We start from the raw sequence: 22706 nt of genomic DNA, 5'->3' as shown, positions 1-22706 counted from the left end.
CCAGACGATGCCGACTTGTGGCAACCACCGCCTGAGAGTTGAGCTATGAATAACGATACGGTAAAGCTTATGCAGTAGCAGTGCGAATAATTCACTACTCCAACGCGACCGCTGATAACCCAGTGTCCTGGGTACATGGTTCACCAACAGTTTTAAAACACCGCAGATAAAGCCTTTGGGCTGACTTGGTGGTCGCCCAGCACCCTTGGTTTTAAGGCCATCTATACCTGCTGCTTCATACCAGGTTACCCACCGGTTTACTGATGAACGGCCTGCTTGCAAAACACGGGCTACTTGCGACTTGGTTTCACCTTTTAGCACCAATAACACCGCATTTGCCCGGCGGCACAGGTCTTTATCTCGGGTTTTATGTACAATTTTCTTCAAGCGGCGGGTTTCTGCGCCGTATAAAAATGCTATTTTGTTCATACTCAATGCGGTTGTTGATTGGTTATGTTTGGCGACTGATCTGATCGCGCAAACCGCATTGAGTTCCCTTCCTCGGGTGATCTACTATTTGGAACAGCTATTTAGGATGCCAGCCCATACCTTTCTAATTCATATGTAACATTTTTTCTGTCGTACTGGCATCAAGATAACCAGAACTGAGCAAACAATCTCAAAGGTTGTACAAAATAACACTAAAGTTTTTTCATTAAGTTTTATTGTTATGCTCTTGTGGTGGCTTTCGCCACCACTTTATTAGTTTTCAAGTTCCACCATATCTTTCGCTGCAATGTCACCAGACACTAGCTTTACAGTTGCGAAATGATCATTCACAATTTTAGTAATTTGTACCGTTCCTACCTTTTCGATAGTGTAGGGATCTTCACCTTCACTCAATACTATTCTTTCATGGAATCTAATAACACTGTATTTTTGCCCAACCTCTGCGCCATGCTTAGCACCAATACAGATTAGAGTTCGATTATCAGAACTTTCTACTACCTGACCTCTCACCATGTATTTATGATAAAAAGTGGTATTGGAACAACCCACTAAATATAAACCGAATGTAAGCAATAAAAGAGCTTTTATATAGGGTGTTTTCATCACTGTTACCTCATTTGACTAACTAATTATCTATACACTTTTTTATGAATTCATTTGTTTTTCCGGCCAGCCCCCGAAGGTGCTTGATGACAACTCCAAGGCTTATGAACAGAGTTATCTTTGATGTTCTGATCAACAAATTTATAGTAACTTTCTTTAGTATGTGTCCACCAATCATTATGAACATCTGCGCCATACTTACGGATTACCTCCTCAATCCCATCAAGGCTTACGTTTGCGGCATCATAGGCAAGGTGTATTTCACCTTCTTTGATGTTGTAACTAACTTCATCTATACCAAAAAGCTGATCTATTTCTTTTACTAACTCGTCACAGCTTTCTTCTGTGACATTGCTAAGCTTTAGATTTCGAACAACTAAATTTTGCTCTCTAACGCCAACTCTATGATTTAAATCGCTCATAATTTTTCTCCTAATGTTTGTGTGAATGCTGTTGATTGCTATCTTTCATTTCTTCCATTTTGCGGTTCATCTGCGGCATCATGTTCCCCATCATTTCTAAATGATGTTCAGCCATCTTGATTTGTTGATGCATTGGCATTTCTTCCATGTTTTTATGCATGGATTGCATCATCTTCATCATTGAACGGTGATGTTCAACCATCATCTGCTGTTGCTTTTCAGGATCTTTTTCAGTTTTAATGACATGGACTTCCTTTTTCATTTCCATCATCTTTTTGTGCATTTCTCCCATGTTCTCATGTGGTATTGCCATGCCTTGATGCATATCAGCTTTGTTCGCACCTTCATGTTTATGCTCATTGTTTTGGGCAAATGAGCTAGTGGTTATCAGTAGTGAACTAATAAATAAAATTGATTTAGTTAACGTTTTCATGATTTTTACCTTCTACACTTTTATTAAAATTTGGGATCCAACTCGGTGTCGATTCCATATACCTGTGGTACTCCGAACCAAACTCAGCAATCGCTTGTGCTTCTTCGCGTTTCGCTAGCTCGACGTAAACAACGACTAAGATCGGAAACATCGCAAGTGTTGGAATTGTCGGCCACTGCAATAAAAAGCCGAACATGATTAGAATGAAAGCTACATACTGTGGGTGGCGACACCTTGCATACCATCCAGTTGTAGCCAATTGATGATGTTTTTGCGCGTGATGCAATACATTCCATGCTGAAGACAACATAAAGAAACCTGCAACAATAAACACCATACTCACTATATGAAATGGGTCCCAATGGGCATCACCTTGAAATCCAAAGAAAGTATGTAATAAATGCCCATTTTCATGCGCAAAGAAATTTACTTCTGGATAGGTCTCCGTCAGCCACCCCGACAGAAAATAGATAGTTAAAGGAAAGCCATACATTTCAGTAAATAGGGCAACAATAAAGGCAGAGAACGCGCTTAGACTTCTCCAATCAGTTGATGTTTTTGGTTTGACAAAACTAAAGGCAAAAAAGATAAAAATTGCTGAGTTCAGTATCACCATTGACCATAAGCCATAATCATATGTTTCATTCATCACTGCTCTCCTTTTTATGTGATTCCTTACGTGCCTTTTCTAACCCTTGTATGTAGCCATCGTGATAGGCTGCATTTTTATCCGTGAGTTCTTAAGAGCTCTCTTCCTTTTTTTCATCAGGCGCATGTGAATGATCGTGACCATGTTTACCATGACTGCCATGCATAAATACGTGCATCAAAGGACATAACAGCAAAATTAAATAGGGAAGAAATTGCAGAACATGTTGTCCATGTTCAAAGATTAAAAAATAGGTGGCTGCGGCAATAAGCACCAATGCAGCCCAACCTGTGGGTGTAAACCAAAATTTAGGGTGCTCATTTTTCATGTTGGCCTCCTAAACGACTTTTAAGACACCGCGATACATTTGCATCTGACAATGAAACTCATGCTCTCCCGGTGATAAGTTCAATAAGGTAATTTGAGTAATTTCATTTAATTTAAGCTGCTCACTTATCTCCAATGATGGAATAAGCATTGTTTCAGCGCAGGGTGATTGATCTTTGCGCATAAACTTCAGAGTGACAGGCTGGCTAGCAGACACTTGAATTGAGGATGGTGAATACACGCCATCCCTCACTTCAATGAGTACTTCACTATCTTGAACAATTGTTTTATTGGGTTTGTATAGCCAAAACCACCAAACAATCATTGCAATTAACACTAAGCCTAATAAGTTAATTATCATCATTGTGATTCTCCTAATGCTTACTTTCTATGAGTTTTGGGCTTTAAAAAAGCGAAGTCGATTTGCATTTGACACTACAGTCAATGACGAAAACGCCATTGCAGCACCTGCAATTACAGGGCTAAGCAGAATGCCAAAGAAGGGATATAGAACCCCCGCAGCAAAAGGAATCCCGGCTACGTTATAGACAAACGCGCCAAACAAGTTTTGTTTGATATTTCGTAAAGTAGCTTTGCTTACCGCTATGGCATCAGCAAGGCCATGAAGTGAACCACGCATTAGGGTAATGTCAGCACTTTCGATAGCTACATCAGTCCCTGTGCCTATGGCGAAGCCAACATCGGCTAACGCTAGCGCAGGAGCATCGTTGATGCCATCTCCTGTCATACCAACAATTTCGCCGCCTTCTTGTAGCTCTTTCACCTTGTTGGCTTTATCTTCTGGCAGCACTTCAGCAAGAAACTCACTAATACCCACTTTTTTAGCTACGGCGGCNCGGCAGCGGTTTCCTTGTTATCACCCGTTAACATGATGACGCGTATACCATTAGCCTGAAGCCGTTTGATAGCAGAGATTGAGTCTGACTTGATAGGATCTGCAACAGCAATGATTGCTGCAAGTTCACCATCTACAGCAAAGTACATAGGTGTTTTGGCTTCTTTGGCTAAAGACTGTGCTTGTTCAACAAAGCCTGTGAGGTCTATGCCTTTTAACTTCATTAGTTTATCGTTTCCGAAAAGCAGGGCTTTGTTGTTGCAGCTTGCTTCTACACCAAAACCCGTAATGGCGTTAAAGGCTTCAATTTTTAGTAACTCAATATCCTGATCTAACGCACTTTCAACAATCGCTTGCGCTAAAGGATGCTCTGAGCCGCTTTCTAAACTTGCTGCAAGCTGTAGTACGTCTTTTTCGTCAGTAGCTTTTGCTAAAATAATATCGGTTACCTTAGGTGCCCCTTCAGTAATAGTGCCCGTTTTATCTAAAATCATGGCAGTGATTTTAGAGGCGGTTTGCAGTGCCTCACCGTTGCGAATAAGCACTCCGGCTTCTGCTGCTTTTCCTACTCCCACCATGACAGACATGGGTGTTGCCAAGCCTAAAGCACACGGGCAGGCAATAATAAGCACAGTAGTTGCTGAAACGATGGCAAAAGCAATGGCTGGCTCAGGTCCAAAGTTAAGCCATGCTAGCGCACTTAACACAGAGGTAATCATCACGACAGGTACGAAAAAAGCTGAAATAACATCGGCCAAACGGCCAATCGGCGGTTTTGAATTTTGTGCTCGTTTCACCATATTGATGATCTGTGCAAGCGCCGTGTCTTTACCAACGCGTGTGGCTCTAAATAAAATCATGCCTGATTTGTTCAAAGTACCTGCGACAACCTCATCTTCTTCAGCTTTTTCAGCAGGCATAGGTTCGCCTGTCAGCATGGACTCATCAATAGAGGTGTGTCCTTCCAATACCACGCCATCGACGGGAATTTTTTCACCCGGTTTTACCTTCACAATATCGTTAAATAAAACCTGCTCAATACCTATCTGAACTTCTTTGTTGTCACGAACCACGGTTGCTGTTTTGGCTTGCAAGCCGATAAGACGTTTAATGGCCTCAGAGGTTTTACCTCTGGCTTTGATTTCTAATGCTAAACCTAAATCAATTAAGCCAATGATCATGGCGGTAGCTTCAAAATAAACATGCCGTGCCATCAATGGAACAGCGTCAGGTGCAAACACGACAACCATCGAATACAACCAAGCCGTGCCTGTTCCTAAAGCAATTAGGGTGTCCATATTGGCTGAATGATTTTTGAAGCTCTTCCATGCTCCTACATAGAAATGCTTGCCTGAAAAATACATAACACCAAAAGTTAAAATGCCTACAACCAACCAAGAAATTCGTTCAAGGTTTGTTTCAACCGTCATTTCTCCAACTACAATGCTGTAGATCATCAAAGGAACGCCGAGTGAAAGGGCAATAAACGTATCGCGCATTAGCTTTTTGTAATATGCAAAATCCGCAGCCTCTTTCTCATCAAGCGCATCTGTTGCTGAGCTATCATCAATTGGCTTCGCGTTATACCCCACTGACTCAACAGCTTTGATCAACTCTTTTGTTTTAGCTGTCCCATAAACTGTTACTGTCCTATCAGCAAAATTCATTTCCGCACTGACGACTCCAAGAGTTGCCTTCAACGCCCCTTCAATTTTGCCTACACAGCTAGCACACCCAGCACCTTCAATGATAAGCTGTTGGTTATGTGATACTTTCTCCAACGTATTCTCCTTACTTTTACACGAAGAGGATTGAGCTTTTGCCTGACAGCAACAGCCTGATTCAGTTTTTATATTTGTGTTAGTAGCCACCCTTTTTCCTCCTATGCTTTTTTAATTTGCTCAAAGTTTTCGATGAGATGACAAACCATGTTTGCAGTCGGTGCTTTGTCTTCCATTTCTTCCCATCGAGAAAGCGCAGAAGACATTTTTCCTCGAAGTGCCAACATTGCTTGAAACTGCTTTTCTGTTTCTTCAAGCCGCTCTTTGATCAGGCTTCTGACTAATGGGCACGCACTTTTACCATCTTCAGATTCATTAATAATTTCCTTGATATCTGCAACGGAAAAACCAAGGTTTCTGGCACTTAAAATGAATTTAAGTCTCGATACTTCTTTATTCGAGTATGACTTGTAGCCGTTCACTGACTTAGCAGGTTTTAACAATCCTAATCTGGTGTAATAGCGCACCGTATCAGCAGTCGTTCCAAGGCTTTTTGCCAGCTCCGCAACTTTCATATTCACTCCTCAGTTTTTTAGCTAAGTTTGTACTCTCATCTTCAGCTTAGACCTGTGTCTAAGACACAGGTCAAGTACTAATTCTAGTGAATAAGCTAAAAACTAATTTTTTGGTAAAAGAGAAATCTCGGTCAAAATCGACAGCATTAAGTACTGTAAATAGCAATAGTTTGAGCATTTCCATAATGCCTTTCCAAATATCGTACTAATCGTTCAAAACAATTGGTTATTTAAACCAATGAAAAAATCATTCTATTTTGATGGGAGTGGCGAAAAAAAGACGCACTGTTCCCGTGATTAGCCAATAATTGGTGGACGATAAAGTAAGAGATGGATACCAGATTTTGGTAGGGGTGTACGCTGTAGAATTAGCTCAGAATGAATATTGCAAATACCTTCGTCTTGCGCTTCCACAAGATAGGCATTTAAATGAAAGCTTGTACAAAAACCGCCTTCACAACAAACACAATCACTAGCTTTGCATTTTTCACAGACTTCATCACCATGACGGTGTTTAGAATCTTGCGAGTTTACAGTGTGATAGTGACTATTGTCATTCATTGATTGATGGTGAATATTTTTGCTTCGTTGCATAATATGCGTGTCGGAAGATCCATTTTGATGTTCTTCACAATTCATTGGCTTAGCTGTAGCAAAACTATGCTGCGTAAGCAACACAGTTATTATTACTATTTTAAACCACCTGAAAAGTCCAAACATTATCATTCCTTCTTTAGCACCTACAATATTAGCCACTTTATAAAAATAATTTTATGATCTTGATCAACCTTTGAACTAAAACCTAAACTTTTTACTTTTTACTTTTTACTTTTTACTTTTTACTTTTTACTTTTTTAAACAGCTTAAACTTCACAAGTATAAAAGGGGTGTCTAATTTATACTCATGAGATTGAAGCCAAGCATGAGCACCATTAAAAGAAATAAAAACCCTACGCTCATAACTAGGTATTGAGTAATGGATCATTTTTCCAATTGTTCAGCTTTAAGCACAGTACTTTGCAACAATCGGTTCTATCCCGGGCACATCCAATTCCCGTTCATCAAAAGTGATAAAATGGCCTATTGTACGTCTTTCAATGGCGATGTTTTTTGCCTTGACTCTTTAACCTTAACCATTCGCCAACTTTACTTCTTAGCTGATATTCCACCTTGATAGGTATACACCAGACTGGCACCGACTGAAAACAAGAAGTAGCTTACTATTACTGCTCTTAGTTCTTTCCAAAAAAACTATTAGCTAGGCCTTTCCTAACATAACTAAAATGGTTTAAATCCCAAAAAACGAAAGCTACCATCAATATAGTTGCGGTAGCTCTCATCAAGTCAATATAGTATTTCTTCATATCAGAGCCAGAACTTGATACCTGCAACAAAAGCAGTATCACGAGTACTTTGCCCATTTAACTTCGCAAAGTCGGCTGTATTACCAAATTTATTTGTCCACTCAACGCCAACATAGGGAGCAAACTGGCGGGNAAGCCACTACCAAGGTTATTTTGGACGTCATCCTTACCGTAAAGCGTCAACTCTGCTCGTGGTTGAACAATTAACTTTTGAGTAAGTAATAGCTCATACTCAGCTTCGATCGAAAATGCACTATTACCTTGCTCTCCTAAATACGCAGTCATATCAATTTCAAACCAGTAGGGGGCTAGACCTTGTAAACCAAAAGCTAGCCATTTGCGGTTTTCACCTTCGTTATTGTAATCAAGTCGAATACCGACTTGTGTATCCCAATAAGCAGATATTGCGTGGCCCCATAGAAAATCTGTTTGGTTCTCCTCTAAATTACCTTCGCTAAAATCTCCTTCAGTTTTGATGACTAATCTATCAAAAGTAGTGCCATACCATGCCTGAAAGTCAAAAACACCTGCGTTTGTTTGCTCATTATATTCAAGACGATCCCCTAGTAGCGCGTAAAATGAATGCTCATCTGCCAAAGTCAGTCGTTTGTCGCTACTGAGTGCATAAGGGCCTTCAGTCAAAGTTGTACCTGCTGCATAAGCATGGGGGTCTCTAGCATCTTTAGGTGCATCTCCACCTTGTGCTTGCATTTTAGAATCACCCATCTCAGTCATCTCATCTTTTGCAGATACAGATACACTTATAAGGGGCAAACCTATTAATAATAGTCTTAACGTATTGGTTAGTATTAATTTTTTCATGATACAACTACCTCTCTAAACATACCTGCATCCATGTGGAATAATAAATGGCAATGCCATGCCCAGCGACCTACGTCATGAGGTGTTGTTAAAAAACTAATTCTTTGCGCTGGTTGTACAGGGATAGTATGGCGACGAACCTGTACATCACCTTTTTCATTCTCCAAATCGCTCCACATACCATGCAGGTGCATGGGATGTGTCATCATTGTATCGTTTTGTAAAATAACTCTTAAACGTTGATTATGCTTCATGTGAACTGGCGTGCTTTTTCCAAATTCCAAGCCATCAAATGACCAGCTATAACGCTCCATGTTTCCAGTTAAATGTAATTCAATTTCAGCCTCTGGCTCTTGCTGGTTTGTAATTCCCTCAAGAGAATGTAAATCTGCAAGTGTTAAAACACGGCGTCCATTTTTACGTAAACCTATACCGGGATCATCAAGGTTTGTTCTAGGCATATCAACACGCATATCAACAGAAGCTCCATACTCTGTTTTTGCATGACGCACTTTAGTGCTAGCAACAGCTAATGGGTTTTTAGTCATTCCATGTTTACTATGATCCATTGCCATCGCTCCATGACCCATTGCACTATGATCCATTTTATTAGAATTCATGCCCGACATGTCTGCCATACCTGCCATCGCGGAATGCTCACCACCTTGGGCCATATTCCCCATCATATCTGTCATCGTTAACCATTCAACGGGATCTAGAGCAGGTACTGGTGCATCAATATTAGGTGCCATTGATAAAGTACCTTTAGCATAACCTGAGCGATCCATGCTTTGTGCAAAAATCGTATATGCATCATTTTTTGGCTCGACAAGTACATCATAAGTTTCACCGGGACCAAATCTAAATTCATCTACTGTCACAGGTTCAACATTTTGTCCATCAGCTTGTACAACTGTTAACTTCAGCTCAGGTATTCTTACATCAAAAAACGTATTGCTAGAACCGTTAATAAATCTAAGCCTAACCTTTTCGCCAGCTTTAAACATTCCACGCCAGTTTGTCAAAGGCGCACAACCATTCATTAAAAAAGTCATTGCAGATGCTGATAAGTCTGCAAGATCTGTAGGGTTCATTCTCATTTTATTCCACATTTCCCGGCGTTGTAGCGCATTTGAAACGCTGCTATTTGAAATGTCATCAAAAAACTCTGGAACAGTAGGTTGATTAAAGTTAAATACATCGCTCTGTACTTTTAACTTGCGGAACAAATCCATTGGGTCATCATCAGTCCAATCAGACAATTGGATAACATGCTCATTGTCAGCACTAATAATATCCTTTTCTCTTGGCTCAATAATTAATGCGCCGTACATACCTGTCATTTCTTGAAAGCCACTGTGTGAGTGATACCAATATGTGCCGCTTTGTTGCAGCTTAAATTTATAAACAAAGGTTTCACCCGGCATTATACCTTTAAAGCTAATACCCGGTACGCCATCCATTTGATACGGAAGAATGATCCCATGCCAATGAATTGAACTCGGCACTGATAATTTATTAGTTACCCTGATAGTAACGTCATCACCTTCTCTGAGGCGCAAGGTAGGAGCTGGTATTGAGCCATTGATTGTTGTAGCCATTCTTACAACACCTGTGAAGTTTACGGGTGACTCATCTATCACCAGATCTATTATTTCTCCACTTAGTTCGGGCACAGTACCTGTTATTGTTCCAGCCACTAAAGATGAAGCAGCATGAAGAATGCTTGGAAAAGCAGCTAATATACCGCCAGCAGCTAAACCTTGTACAAAGCGTCTACGCGGTGTAGAAATTTGATGTAATGGATCTTTAATTCTCATTTTACTCTCCGAGGTTTGACCAATAAATTAGTGTGACCAATGAATGTGCTTAATTTTCCATTCACCGTTTTGCTTTTCGAGAACCATTGTTTCCATCCCTTGATAATCACGTTCTTCACCATTGTAAGTACCTTTAGTTTGACTACGCGAGGCAGAGATAGCTGTATTTCCAAGTATCGTCACTTGATGTTCAAGTGTGTCGCTCTTCATCGCTGCTAAATACTTCATATCCGACAACATATGATGATGAGCATATTCATCAGCGCTCCTTTCAACGCGGCCTCCCTCGAAAATGGTGACATCATCCGCTAACTGCGCTCTAGCCTGTTTTTGATTGCCAGTTTCAAGTGCTTGATGAAATGCCAAAACAACTTTTGCGGCTGGTGTATCTACACCTTTAAACAATCCTTTGTCTTTATTCTTATCACCATGAGCGTTTGCTGCGAAACTAAACGTCATTAATAAAACGAGTAGGATATTTATTGTTTTCATTTTCATTTTCTCTTTTAGGTTTTAATTTGCAGGGCCAACAACACTAGTAAGCCCAGCCGTTACAGATAAAATGGCAAAAGCTACTACCATTTCTATCGAGATAGATTTAGATAAAGCCTCTCTGCCTTGACTATTTTTAAGTTGTGGAACGAGTATTAGTTTATGTTTAGCAGCAAGTGCCAAAATAGACACTACAAGGGCCAATTTAAACAACAGTGTTTGTCCGTAACTTGAGCTTATTAGTGCATCAAGACTTCCGACCAATTGAATCACGAGCCAGAGGCCTGCTACCAACAATAGGCTCAATGTAAAACTTGCTTGTTTGCCAAAGCTTTCCATCAGCAAATGAAGTTCTGCATAACTTAGCTGATGGCAAGCCTGTTTTAGTGGCAATAACGCCCCAAACCACCATGCCATAACGAGCACATGCAAAATAAGCAAGCCTTTTTCAATTGTGCCTAACTCAGAAATATGACCCAGTAACGTGAATGAGTATGCAAGGATTAATAAACTCAACATTAAAGCGCTTTGTTTTAAGTACGAGTTCACAGCGAGTTTGAACCTTAAAGCTAAAGCGATTATTGCGGTAACTAGCCCAAGCGCTCGAAGCAAAGCTCCAGTGCCGACAGAGGAGTCCCACATAATAGCCAATATATCAGCGTCTATCGCCCCCTGAATTCCCTCTTCTGCCATTGCACCAGTACTGGCAAAGAACCAAGTAATATTAGCGATCAAAGCCATAACTATATAAGTTCTTGTCCACGTTAAATTCGCTATTACAGCATTAGTATGAGATTCATTATTCTCAAATATTTGCCTGAAAAATGTATAACCAGCAATACAGGCAAAGCCGACGTAAAATACAATTTTTGACAGTACAATGACTGTATTCCAGATATACATTTCCATATCAATCACACCGCCTATTTTAGTGAACCATAAAGCCGAAGCTATGTTTCATTTTATGACCATCGTTACCTAAGAAGGTTACATCCACAGCATAGTTTGCAGGAGCTAATTTAGGTAGTTTCCATGTAAATTTGCTAGTAGCGACTTTAGAAGGCTCGAATCCAAATTTAAATTCTTCGCCTTGTTTATTGGCCAATGAAACTTTTACAACCCGTACCTCTTTGGTGAACACCAAAGTTAACTCTTCTGGAGGATTCATTAGCATTGCATTATCAGCAGGCACACTTTTTTCAAGATGCACATGCGCAAATACCGCACTACTAAAAACGACACTGATTATGGTTAAAAGTTTAATTAATGTTTTCATATATACCTCTATTTATTTAATGGATTAACGACTAAATTTATCTTTGAAAATTTGATTACTTGGAATCCCAGCATCTGTAATTATTTTTTCCACTTCACTCATCATTGCTTCTGGACCGCACAAGTAAAACTCAGCCAAAAGCAGTTCTGATTTTTGGTTCATATACGGCAGAAGTACTTTTTGAACATAGCCTGAGTGCCCTTGCCATTCTTCTGAAGGATTAGAAAGAGTAGGAATATAAGAGAAGTTTTTATGCTTCTCACTCAGTGACTTCAATTCATTATGGTATAGCAAGTCATCTTCAGTTCGCGCACCATAGATAAGAGTCAAACCACTTTTATCTTTATGCTTTTTCAACTGTTCAAAAATAATAGACCTCAGTGGTGCAAGTCCTGAACCCGCACCAATAAACACGCGACTAACTTTTTTATTTGAAGTGGCATAAAAATCAGAAAAAGGGCCTTTTGCAGTTATCGTTTCACCTACTTGGAGTGAACCTAAATAACTTGAACCTATTCCTGCTTTAAAACCATTCTTTGCGGTCTGCCAACGGATATTAAACATTAACTCATCAGACTCCTCGTCAAAGTTAACTAATGAGTAGTGGCGAGTTACACCGTTATGAGAAAATTTTCCATGATAGTAGCTATCCCAGTATTTTTCATAGCACTCTGGCATATCATCTGGACGTAAGCTATTCATCCCTGCTGGCACATGAAATTGCATATATGCACCAGCTTTAAATGCCAACTGTTTGCCTGATTTCAGCTTAAATTTCACTTCCTTGATAAAAGGAGTAATGAAATTAGTCGCAACCACAACTAGCTCATGATTTTCAATATTGCGATCAGTATTAACTTCAATCGAACTAATTTCAGAGAACCTATGCTGACATCCAAGCCGATAACCTTCCTTGAGTTGCTCCTGAGATAAATGTTCCTGTTCAGATAGTGTGATAGGTAATTTAGTTGAACTTAAGAACACGCATTTGCCACAAGTACCGCCACCACCGCAACCTGAAGGAAGGTATACATGTGAACTAGCTAGCCCTTCTAGTACAGTTGAGCGACCAACTGCTGAGATGTCAGTAATAGTATTTTCATTGGAAAACGTCACTGCCACTTTTTGCCTGTTAGTGCCCCAACCTAGCTTCAGTAAACCACTTCGATACTGTTGTATCAGCCAAGTAACACCAGTAATTGAAAGGAATAGCGTTGCAAAAGCAAATGCAATGATCAACCAATGGTTAAATCCTCCAGAATTGCCATAGTCCATAAAGTGAAGCTTCATCATCAGATCTTTCAATCTGAAATCATCATTGGCATGGCGAAGTACTTGACCTGTAATACTATCTAAATAAATAGTTGTATTGTTCTCATCCTCAACGGCAACTTGCCACATAGGATTTTGCTGCCTTACGTGATCAGAAAACGGAGGTTGAGATAACACTGGAGTAGTTAACTTACCCTGTCCTGAGTAGGAGTTTTTTGCCAAAGTTAGTACTTGTTCTTCAGACAAATTAAATGGCTTTCCTGTTACAGCATCAAATAGCTTTGAGTGGCGTTCTTGATAGCTATGCTGCCCCTTATCGAACACAAAATGATAGTAAGGCTGATGTAAAACCCATATAAGGTTTACTTCCTGCGGAGCATTACTAGTAATGTCTTTAATAGGGAATAGGTCAAAGCCTGTAATGCTACCTTCATGATGAGAATGAACTCTAAGTTCATTACCACTGGCTTTACTGTGATCCATCAAATTGAAGTAAAGGCCCGTTCCCAACCAAATAAGCAGTTGTAAACCAACAAATAAAGAAAGCCACTTGTGTATCGTTGTATTTAACTTAAATAGTAGCATCAAATGACTCCCTTTTTATTTGGGGAAAGCACTCGGTAATAAGTCAATACTGCGCCAGTAATTGCTCCCATTAGACCTAGAGTTGCGACCAAGAACAAAAACCAGTTAGATACGTTTTCTCCATCATAGTAATCCATAATGTGGAACCGCCACATCCAATCAAACAATCGCCAGTAATCATGACGCTTGGCAACAAGTGATCCTGTTTGTTGACTTATATAAAATGTCGGTGTGGAGAATTGCTCAAACGTCACTCTCCAAACAGGTAAATGCCTTGGGGACAACTCAGCAGGCAAGTTTGTCGCTGACTTAATCAACCTTACGCTGTCGATTTGATGATTCAGCGCATAATGGTATTGTGCGATTTCTTTAGCCTTGATTTCATCAACAAGGGCCTGAACAGCTCCAGTTTTAGCATCTATTGCTACTTTTCCATTTTCTCCATTAATAAAAGAATACAAAGGACGGCCCATACTTTGAGTAAGTGTAACTTGGCTAGCTTTAGGATAATCCGCAGCTAGCTTTACAATGGAGTAATCCATACTTGCTAAATCTATTTTGGCTTCCTCACTCTTAGCCAAGGTTTCGCCGTGTATATAGTGAATATCCATAGTCACCATATACACGCCTGTAATAGACCAGAAGAGGAATTGTATTCCGACAAATGCCATTAGCCATTTGTGATATTTTCTAGCCGTGCTAAGCATTACTTTTTAGCTCCGCCTTAGAAAGCTCCTTGTTAAAGGCGTTTAATTCTGGCTTTTTAACGATTGAGTAAATTACTGGGAGCACAATAAGAGTGAGTAGCACAGCACTTGTCATTCCGCCTACCATAGGTGCAGCAATACGACTCATAATCTCCGAACCTGTTCCTGTACCATATAAAATGGGCATCAAGCCGATAATGATTGTTGCAACTGTCATCATTACTGGACGAACTCGTAAGCCTGCACCGTGCAATAATGCATCTTGATATGCATCATCAGAGATAGGTTCAGCTCGCTCTTCAGCTTTTTCCTTAAGCTCAGCAAGTGCCTGATTGAGATAGACCAACATTATCACACCAATCTCAACCGCTACCCCAGCTAGAGCAATAAAGCCCACGCCAACAGCCACAGAGAAGTTAAACCCTTCCAGATACATCAACCATAAGCCACCAATCATCGCCATCGGCAAGGTAACGATAATGATAGCCACCTCACTAAACGCTCTGAAGTTTAAGTAAAGTAGAATAACAATAATGGCGAGTGTTAAAGGCAATACATAGGTGAGCTTTTCTTTCGCTCTTTCCATATATTCGTATTGCCCAGCCCAAGTAATTGAATAACCTGCTGGTAGTTTTAGATTATTAGCCAAGTGTATTTTTGCACTTTCAACATAAGTACCTACGTCAACACCGTCTATATCGATAAACGTCCAGCCATTTAAACGAGCATTTTCACTCTTAATTCCCGGCGGACCGTTCTCAACTCGAATATCTGCGACATCACCTAGTGCAATGCGTTGACCACTTGGTGTTACAACAGGTAATCGTGATAGCTGCTCAGGAGAGTCTCGATAGTCTTGCGGATAGCGTAAGTTAACAGGGTAACGCTCTTGACCTTCTACCGTTTGGGTAACGTTCATACCACCAATAGCTGTAGAAACCACTTGTTGAACATCTTCGATGTTTAACCCAAAGCGACTTGCCTTATCGCGTGAAATATCAACCTTGATATATCGTCCACCTGCAACTCGCTCTGAGTAAACTGATGCTGTGCCTGTAACTTCGGGTAAAATTTGCTCTATTTGTTGGCCGATTTCCTGAATCACATCAAGCTCTGGTCCGGCGACTTTAATACCCACAGGCGTTTTTATGCCTGTTGCTAACATGTCGATTCGGGTCTTGATTGGCATAACCCAAGCATTCGTTAAGCCCGGAAACTTAACCAATTTATCAAACTCAGCTTTTAACGATTCAGTAGTCACACCCTCTCGCCACTGCTCTTGTGGCTTCAATTGAATAAAGGTTTCAATCATGGTTAAAGGTGCAGGATCGGTTGCAGTTTCAGCTCTTCCTACTTTACCAAATACAGTTTCAACTTCTGGCACAGTGCGAATAAGCTTGTCTGTTTGCTGCAATAACTCCCTTGCTTTACCAATTGAAATACCGGGATAGGTAGTAGGCATATACATGAGATCGCCTTCATCCAATGGCGGAATGAATTCACTACCAATTTTATCGACAGGCCAAAAGCCAACGATAGTCACTAATATTGCTGCTACTACTGTCGATTTTGGAAACTTCATGACTTGCTTTAAAACAGGCATGTAGATAGCAATCAATAATCGGTTTAACGGGTTTTTCTTTTCAGAAACAACTTTGCCTCGAATAAAGTAGCCCATCAAAACAGGCACCAATGTGATCGCCAAACCTGCTGATGCCGCNTAGGCGAGCGGAGAGAACATTCTTCCTTCTTGCGCTTCCAAGATAAATACAGGTAAGAATGAGACTGTAATGATCAGTAAGCTAAAAAATAGTGCAGGGCCTACTTCACTCGCAGCCTTAGCAACAATTTGCCAGCGATTTTCATCTGTTAGTGGTGTTTTCTCCATATGCTTGTGCATATTTTCAATCATCACTATTGCACCATCAGTCATCGCACCAATCGCAATAGCGATACCGCCTAAAGACATAATGTTGGCATTGATGCCTTGCATATACATGATAATGAACGACACCAAGATACCTAATGGCAGAGTAACAACTGCCACAATAGATGAGCGAAGATGAAATAGGAAAGCCACACAGACAATAGCAACGACTGCAAGCTCCTCTAGCAACTTGCTCCAAAGATTATCAACAGCACGATCTATTAACTTCGATCTGTCATAAACAGGGACAATCTCCACCCCCTCTGGTAGAGAAGATTTAAGCGATTCAAGTTTTTCTTTTACCCCGTTTATGGTTTGTTGAGCGTTTTCACCAAAGCGCATAACGACAACACCACCAACAACTTCGCCTTCACCATTAAGCTCTGCGATACCACGGCGCATTTGAGGCCCTAAATTAACGGTAGCAACATCACCAATACGCAATGGCGTGCCTTGTTCGTTAATACCAAGTGGGATTTTCTCTATATCACTAACTGATTGAATATACCCCGTTGCGGTAACCATATATTCAGCTTCAGCCATTTCCACAACGGATGCGCCAGTTTCTTTGTTCCCTTTTTGTAAGGCTATTTGTATTAAACTTAGAGGAATATCGTAAGCTCTCAATTTATCAGGATCTACTTGCACTTGATACTGCTTAACCATACCACCAACGGCGGCAACTTCGGACACGCCCGGAACAGTTTGTAGTTCATACTTTAAGAACCAGTCTTGAATGCTTCTTAATTGGCTTAGATCATGGTTTCCAGACTTATCTGTTAAAGCGTAAATGTATACCCAACCCACACCTGTTGCATCAGGTCCTAATTGAGGTTTTGCCGAATCAGGCAGGCTTGATGCTACTTGGCTTAAGTATTCAAGTACTCTGCTTCTAGCCCAATACAAATCAGTATCGTCATCAAAAATAATGTAGACGTAGGAATCACCAAAAAATGAGTAACCACGAACAGTTTGCGCCCCCGGCACTGATAACATCGCTGTAGTAAGAGGAAATGTCACTTGATCCTGCACTACTTGTGGTGCCTGTCCCGGATAGCTCGTCTTAATTATCACCTGCACATCAGAAAGATCGGGGAGTGCATCTACTGGTGTTTTTTGTAATGAATACAAACCACCAAACGCGATAATTAAGGTAATCAACAAAACAAAGAAACGATTGCCGATAGACCATCTAATAATTGATTCAATCATTATTTTTCTCCCACTTAATGATTAGAATGATCAACAGCAGCTTTATTTTCCTTGCCGTGTTGTTCATCTGATTCAAGAGAAATGTCAGTGATAACTAAGTCATCTCTAACCTCAAAAGTGAAAGTGACATTATCACCGACATTGAAATCAACCATTTCTATATTGTCCGCGACGATAAAATCCATCGTCGCAGCAGGTCTATCCCATTTCTCTATTGGGCCTCTGCTAATATTTAGAATCCGTGTATCAATATCAATCGCATTGATCAAACCAGATACTGTTGCTGATGATACTTCAGGCTCACTCATGATATGAATTCCAGTAATTTCATATCCACCGTCTTCGGTTTTGCTCACTTCAAAGTGCAAAGATTGACCTGACTTTAATGAGTCAATATCGACTTTTTCAGCCACAGTAAAATCCATAACCATTTCAGGCCAATCCCAAGCTTCAGCAGGGCCATGTGAAATATTAACCATGCGGTGCCCTGCCATAACACTATTAACATCCCCTTGCATCCAAACAGAGTTAGGCACTTCATCATGAGTCATTCGTTTAAAGTCAGAGCTTTTACTTGATTCAGAATCAATCAAGAATTGGGCAGATGTCACCACAACGTCATCTTCATTTAAGCCGTCTAATATTTCGATGCTGTCGATATCAACCCGGCCAATAGTCACTTCAATAGATTTAAATTGCCCATCACCTAACGCAAGTACTACTCTGTCCTGTTTACCTGTTCTAATAACGGCTTCTTTAGGCACGAGGATGGTGCTATCAGCTTGATTAGCGTGAATAGAGACTTGTGCAAACATATTTGGTTTTAATTGATAGTCTGTGTTATCAAATTTCAATCTCACTCGGAGTGTGCGTGTTTTACTGTTCAATGTTGGATAAACATAATCAACGACACCAGCCCAGTCCTCACCGGGTAAATAATCCAGTGTCATTGATACAGGAAGTCCTTTTTTAATTAAGGCTGCGTCACGTTCAAACACTTCTGCTTCAACCCAAACTTGATCTAGCTGGCCAATGCTTAATAAGGTGTTTCCCGGCTTTACATAAAAACCTTCTCTAACCTTCAAACCATCGACAACACCTGCTTGTGGTGAATAAAAGGTAATTGTTTGCTGAACCTTTCGTGTCTTTTCTAGCTTTTGAACAAAGTCTGCTGAAAGCTGTAACGCTTTTAGGCGATCTTTGGCTGCTGAAATTAAAGAACTATTGTTGCGCTTTAACGCTATTAACAGCTCTTCCTGAGCATTAACTAACTGAGGAGAATATAGTGTATAAAGAGGCTGCCCTTTCTCTACAGGGTTACCTGCTGCTTTGATGTAAAGTTTATCAATCCAGCCATCAACCCGTGGGTGGATATGAATTAGCTTATCTTCATCATATTGAACGTAACCTACCGTTGAGATTTCAGTATGCATATTTTTCAGTTCAACAGGTGCAGTGCGAACCCCAAGGTTATTCACTACATGAGGCGCAATTTTTACTGCTCCGGGGCCAAAGTCATCACCAGATGATCCTTCCTCATACACAGGAATTAAATCCATCCCCATAGGCGACTTACCGGGCTTGTCCCGGCGGTAATTAGAATCCATCGGTGCAACCCAATACAGAGGCTTTTTTTCTCCTGATGTTGCTTCATTACTATTACTGTTTGAGCCAGTACCTTGATATAAGCTCAATGCTCCTGCACCTAGTGCTGCCCCAATAATGACGGCAATAATTGTTTTCGTATTCGTTGACATTATTTTTCTCCAAATTGCTTATTGGATAAGTGCTGATTAGTTTTGTGCGAAGTGTGCAATGGCTTATGTTCAGCATTTGATTTAGATTGAGAATGCGCAAAGAAATAGTTGATGCGAGTAACTGTTTTAAGTGCATCAACATCAATTCTTAAAGCTGATATTCTGGTATTTAATTCGGCAATTCTTGCTCGAACAACTTCGGCAAAATCGCCATCATCATTTGTGTAGGCTGTCAATGACGCTTCTGCTTGGTCATGAGTTTGTTTAAGGAGTTGTTCTTTATAGATAGATTGTCTATCTGATAAGCGTTTAAGCTGTCTTAGTTCTTTTTCTAAAACACTGATCATTTGCTTTGTCAGTAATAGTTTCTCGGTTTTAATAGTCTCTGAATCTGCAATAGAAGCTGCAACTTGCTTATCTTGTCTGTTCTCGGTGAACAAGGGTAAATCAAACGTTACTCCAACAGAAAATAAATCAGCTCGGCTATCACCAGAGGGCATATTGTCGCGATAGGCATAACTAGCATTAACACCCCATTGCGGCTCATATTGCTGTTTAGCTAATTCAACACCTTTTTCTGAAGCTTTGCGTTTTATATCAATTGCAAGTATGGCTGGGTGATTCGAAAGCTCCTGAGCCAATAGATTTCTTGAGTAATTAGATGCTTTTAGGACTGTTGGATTATTCAAAGTAATTGCAGGTAACTTTTTAGAAACCCTAAACTCTAATGGTTGCGCGTCAAAGTTGAATGATTCATTCAAACGATCCGCATCGTAAATATGAAGCCACTCATTGAGACGAGCGATTGTCGTTTCTAGTTTCTGCTTTTGCGAAGTTAATCTGTCATCTAACTGCACGATTTCCAACTGAGCACGAATAACATCTTGCTGTCTAGTTTTACCAACAACGTTTGAATAGCTAGCTTTAGCCACTTCCGCCATCTGCTCAAAGAGAGACCAATCATCTTCAATCAATTTAATAGTTTGTTGGGCTAAGTAAGCATCTAACCAAAGTTGTGACACTTGGCTTTTCAACTTAGCTTTACGATCCTCTCGTAACAGTGGAAATTTCGTGGACTCAATTTGTAACTGGTCTTTCTTGATCTCTAGACTGTCGCCTCTCGGAAACATTTGAGAGACGCCAACCTTTAGCTGAGTCATTCCTTCCTGATCTAAATCCCAAGTATCTGTTGGTAAATTCATTATCCCTAGCGATACTTTCGGATCAGGCAAAGTACCTGAAGCAATACTTCTATTTTCAACTGCACTTTGTTTCAATCGGCTACCATGAAGCCAAGGATCATTTTGCTGAGCTAAGGTGATAGCTTGTTCAAGCGACACTACTTTCTCAGCTTGAGCTGAGAATACAGATAAGCCGAGTATTAATGCAGTTGAAAGTGAAGTAAGGTTTGAAGAGTTCAATTTCATTAGAATTGCTCCTCGTATGTCTTAACTTTTGCATAGACTTTGCTCGTTCCATCTTTAAATAGAATTAACACGTTGTATGGCATAAAGCGGTCATCGACTTCCATACCGGGAGAGCCAACTGGCATTGCTGGAACTGAAAGCCCAATCGCATTGGGATGTTCTTCTGATAAGAACTGCTGAATAAATTTAGCAGGTATATGACCTTCAAAGGCAAATCCATTTCTACTCACTGCCGTGTGGCATGAACGGTAATTAGGTTTGATACCATACTTAGTTTTGATGTTGCCGATGTTTCGGAAATCTTTGGAATGCGCAACGATCCCTTTGTCTTCAATATGAGTTATCCATTTTTTACAACACCCACAAGTAGGGGTTTTATAAACGATTAACTCCAAAGGTGTTACGTCGTTATTGTGTGCATGGTTATGTTCGTTGGCGTTTGCAAACGCAGGTGAAAGCAGCATTACTACTGCTATTTTTAAATACTTATTGATCATTTTTGCCCCCAGACATCGCTGGAAAATATCTATAGCGCTACGACGCTATATTGACTAACAGAAAAATTAATTACATGTGCGAGAAATTTGGACGCACTAATCCTGTATTAGGCAAAAATTGGTGGACGATAAAGGGAAGTGGAAATTGAATGAGGTTGTTTAGATTGCAGAGCAGCTACAGATTCACTGAATATTTGAATATCTGTCGAATCAATACTGGAATTTAGGACTGTCGTAGATGAGCAAGCATTTGCAGGACAAATACATTCAACGTCACAACAATCTTCTGATTGACCATTACTGCTTTTATTCATATCACCATGATCCATGTTCATGTTCATGTTCATGTTCATGTTCATGTGTGATTCGTGAGAACCTGATGACATTTCGCAAGGCATAGCAGAATACGCAAATGCTTGCCCTACAAAGGCAACCAGCATAAGCGTCATTACTAAGACTTTTGAAAATGCTTTAGACATAAAATTCTCTTACAAATATACATCTCCAATACTAATGCAAATTTTTGACTAAGTCAATTGATGCTGTATAAACATTTATGAATATTTGCTGAGGGATCCCCTCGAATTTGACCATAGTATCAGCTCTTTTCCAGTTTGATGACACCCCAGTCAAACTCTGCGGCCCAGAGCGTGACTTGCCGTCTTGCCGCTTGTATCTCTTCTTCAGTTAAGCCCAGCTGGGCTGGCCTTTGATAATCGCATTCCCAGGTAGTTAAATGAGAGTACTCGCCGATGTTTGATGCTGTTAGCCTGAAACTGCAAGTGCTTCCCGGCCAGCTCTGCCGCCAGCCCTATCATGTAATGCAACCAATTTGCCAGTGCCGCCAATAGCAACAGCACTTCCAATCGTTCGCGTTTATAAGTACGGTGGGCTTCGCTACCTAAGCCATAGGTCTGGCTTTTCTGGTCGCGGAAGCTCTCTTCTATTTGCATGCGTTTGCCGTAGCATTTGGCAATCTTCGTCGCGTAATCGAAGCAATTGGGCAAGGATGAGACCAACAACCACGGCTCTTTATATTGCTTGTGTTTGTCGGATTTTCGCAGCTTCCAACCGGTGCCCACCAGCACGGCTTGAGTGCGATATTGCTGGGCTTTGGTCAGCTTAACCTCACCCAAGACTTGGGGCGTAGGGCGTGCTTTTTTGTAGGCTTTGGCAACCGTGATATAGGCATCCTGGCCGGGTAGTTGCAGTGTCTGGTTGCCACGAACTCTGGCAATGTAATGCCAGCCGAGCTTACGTATTTGCTTAAACCACGGCACTTTAAAACCCGCATCGGTAATAATCACCGGCTTAAAGTCTGCCGGCAGTACCTGCTTTAACCGGTATAAAAACGCCCTGTGTACGTGTGGGCACGTATACTCGTCCATCGGCACAACAACTTGATGTAACGTCAGTGGGCGACCTTCCAGCGCCAGGCTGGCACGCAGGATAAAATGGCGCTTTTCGGTGTCGGCATTGCTCCAGTCCACTAAAATCAGCGGCTGTTTGCCC

At 40.7% G+C, this 22706-nt stretch carries 19 protein-coding genes and 4 pseudogenes; all 23 read right to left on the bottom strand.

Translation table 11 applies throughout. The features are described from left to right. Positions 1–429 (bottom strand): helix-turn-helix domain-containing protein (locus tag L650_RS0111015; RefSeq protein WP_164835556.1); only part of this gene is annotated, 429 nt, incomplete at its 3' end. 273 nt (positions 430–702) lie between these two features. After that, positions 703–1053, bottom strand: a complete 351-nt coding sequence (locus L650_RS0111010; RefSeq protein WP_024602002.1) for a hypothetical protein — start codon at positions 1051–1053, stop codon at positions 703–705. Positions 1054–1103: 50 nt separating this feature from the next. Then, complete coding sequence (locus tag L650_RS0111005) at positions 1104–1475, bottom strand: hypothetical protein (protein ID WP_008109666.1); 372 nt, start codon at positions 1473–1475, stop codon at positions 1104–1106. A gap of 10 nt (positions 1476–1485) precedes the next feature. Further along, entirely contained in the window at positions 1486–1908 is a 423-nt protein-coding gene (locus tag L650_RS0111000) for a hypothetical protein (protein WP_004589270.1), read from the bottom strand. Further along, a complete protein-coding gene (locus L650_RS0110995) occupies positions 1892–2557 on the bottom strand; it encodes a methyltransferase family protein (RefSeq protein ID WP_004589269.1) in 666 nt (221 codons plus the stop codon). The genes L650_RS0111000 and L650_RS0110995 overlap by 17 nt, the downstream gene beginning before the upstream one ends. Then, positions 2550–2885: pseudogene (locus tag L650_RS0110990) on the bottom strand (DUF2933 domain-containing protein). Before L650_RS0110990 ends, L650_RS0110995 begins: the two are co-directional and overlap by 8 nt. A gap of 9 nt (positions 2886–2894) precedes the next feature. After that, positions 2895–3248, bottom strand: a complete 354-nt coding sequence (locus tag L650_RS0110985; RefSeq protein WP_029773135.1) for a cupredoxin domain-containing protein — start codon at positions 3246–3248, stop codon at positions 2895–2897. A 24-nt stretch (positions 3249–3272) separates the two neighbouring features. After that, positions 3273–5521: pseudogene (locus L650_RS0110980) on the bottom strand (heavy metal translocating P-type ATPase). Positions 5522–5622: 101 nt separating this feature from the next. Next, entirely contained in the window at positions 5623–6036 is a 414-nt protein-coding gene (locus L650_RS0110975; protein WP_008467855.1) for a MerR family transcriptional regulator, read from the bottom strand. A gap of 297 nt (positions 6037–6333) precedes the next feature. Then, positions 6334–6756: a hypothetical protein gene (locus tag L650_RS0110970; protein ID WP_029773134.1), complete on the bottom strand. Its 423-nt coding sequence runs from the start codon at positions 6754–6756 to the stop codon at positions 6334–6336. A gap of 645 nt (positions 6757–7401) precedes the next feature. Beyond that, a pseudogene (locus tag L650_RS0110960) lies at positions 7402–8222 on the bottom strand (copper resistance protein B). Next, positions 8219–10042 (bottom strand): copper resistance system multicopper oxidase, encoded by a 1824-nt coding sequence (locus L650_RS0110955; protein WP_013465888.1) that lies wholly within the window; start codon positions 10040–10042, stop codon positions 8219–8221. The pseudogene L650_RS0110960 and the gene L650_RS0110955 overlap by 4 nt, the downstream one beginning before the upstream one ends. 27 nt (positions 10043–10069) lie before the next feature. Then, on the bottom strand, positions 10070–10540 hold the full coding sequence (locus L650_RS0110950; RefSeq protein ID WP_024596192.1) for a YybH family protein: 471 nt from the start codon (positions 10538–10540) through the stop codon (positions 10070–10072). Positions 10541–10555: 15 nt separating this feature from the next. Next, positions 10556–11443 carry a copper resistance D family protein gene (locus tag L650_RS0110945; RefSeq protein ID WP_024596191.1) on the bottom strand — a complete coding sequence of 296 codons (888 nt, stop codon included), beginning with the start codon at positions 11441–11443 and terminating at the stop codon, positions 10556–10558. A 19-nt stretch (positions 11444–11462) separates the two neighbouring features. After that, positions 11463–11810 carry a copper resistance protein CopC gene (locus L650_RS0110940; RefSeq protein WP_029773133.1) on the bottom strand — a complete coding sequence of 116 codons (348 nt, stop codon included), beginning with the start codon at positions 11808–11810 and terminating at the stop codon, positions 11463–11465. A gap of 24 nt (positions 11811–11834) precedes the next feature. Next, on the bottom strand, positions 11835–13667 hold the full coding sequence (locus L650_RS0110935; protein ID WP_029773132.1) for a 2Fe-2S iron-sulfur cluster-binding protein: 1833 nt from the start codon (positions 13665–13667) through the stop codon (positions 11835–11837). Next, entirely contained in the window at positions 13667–14287 is a 621-nt protein-coding gene (locus L650_RS0110930) for a PepSY domain-containing protein (RefSeq protein ID WP_223230573.1), read from the bottom strand. The genes L650_RS0110935 and L650_RS0110930 overlap by 1 nt, the downstream gene beginning before the upstream one ends. Positions 14288–14366: 79 nt before the next feature. Continuing rightward, on the bottom strand, positions 14367–17513 hold the full coding sequence (locus L650_RS0110925; RefSeq protein WP_029773131.1) for an efflux RND transporter permease subunit: 3147 nt from the start codon (positions 17511–17513) through the stop codon (positions 14367–14369). 14 nt (positions 17514–17527) lie between these two features. Beyond that, entirely contained in the window at positions 17528–19270 is a 1743-nt protein-coding gene (locus L650_RS0110920; protein ID WP_029773130.1) for an efflux RND transporter periplasmic adaptor subunit, read from the bottom strand. Further along, positions 19270–20697 (bottom strand): TolC family protein, encoded by a 1428-nt coding sequence (locus L650_RS0110915; RefSeq protein WP_029773129.1) that lies wholly within the window; start codon positions 20695–20697, stop codon positions 19270–19272. Before L650_RS0110915 ends, L650_RS0110920 begins: the two co-directional genes overlap by 1 nt. Further along, positions 20697–21194 (bottom strand): DUF411 domain-containing protein, encoded by a 498-nt coding sequence (locus L650_RS0110910; protein WP_004589252.1) that lies wholly within the window; start codon positions 21192–21194, stop codon positions 20697–20699. The genes L650_RS0110915 and L650_RS0110910 overlap by 1 nt, the downstream gene beginning before the upstream one ends. A gap of 107 nt (positions 21195–21301) precedes the next feature. Beyond that, positions 21302–21673 carry a hypothetical protein gene (locus L650_RS0110905; protein WP_029773128.1) on the bottom strand — a complete coding sequence of 124 codons (372 nt, stop codon included), beginning with the start codon at positions 21671–21673 and terminating at the stop codon, positions 21302–21304. 119 nt (positions 21674–21792) lie between these two features. Beyond that, a pseudogene (locus L650_RS0110900) lies at positions 21793–22706 on the bottom strand (IS4 family transposase); the annotation flags it as partial.

The organism is Pseudoalteromonas sp. TB51 (assembly GCF_000498055.1).
In the GTDB taxonomy this organism is placed as follows: domain Bacteria; phylum Pseudomonadota; class Gammaproteobacteria; order Enterobacterales; family Alteromonadaceae; genus Pseudoalteromonas; species Pseudoalteromonas atlantica.
This window is presented reverse-complemented; position numbering and strand designations above follow the sequence as displayed.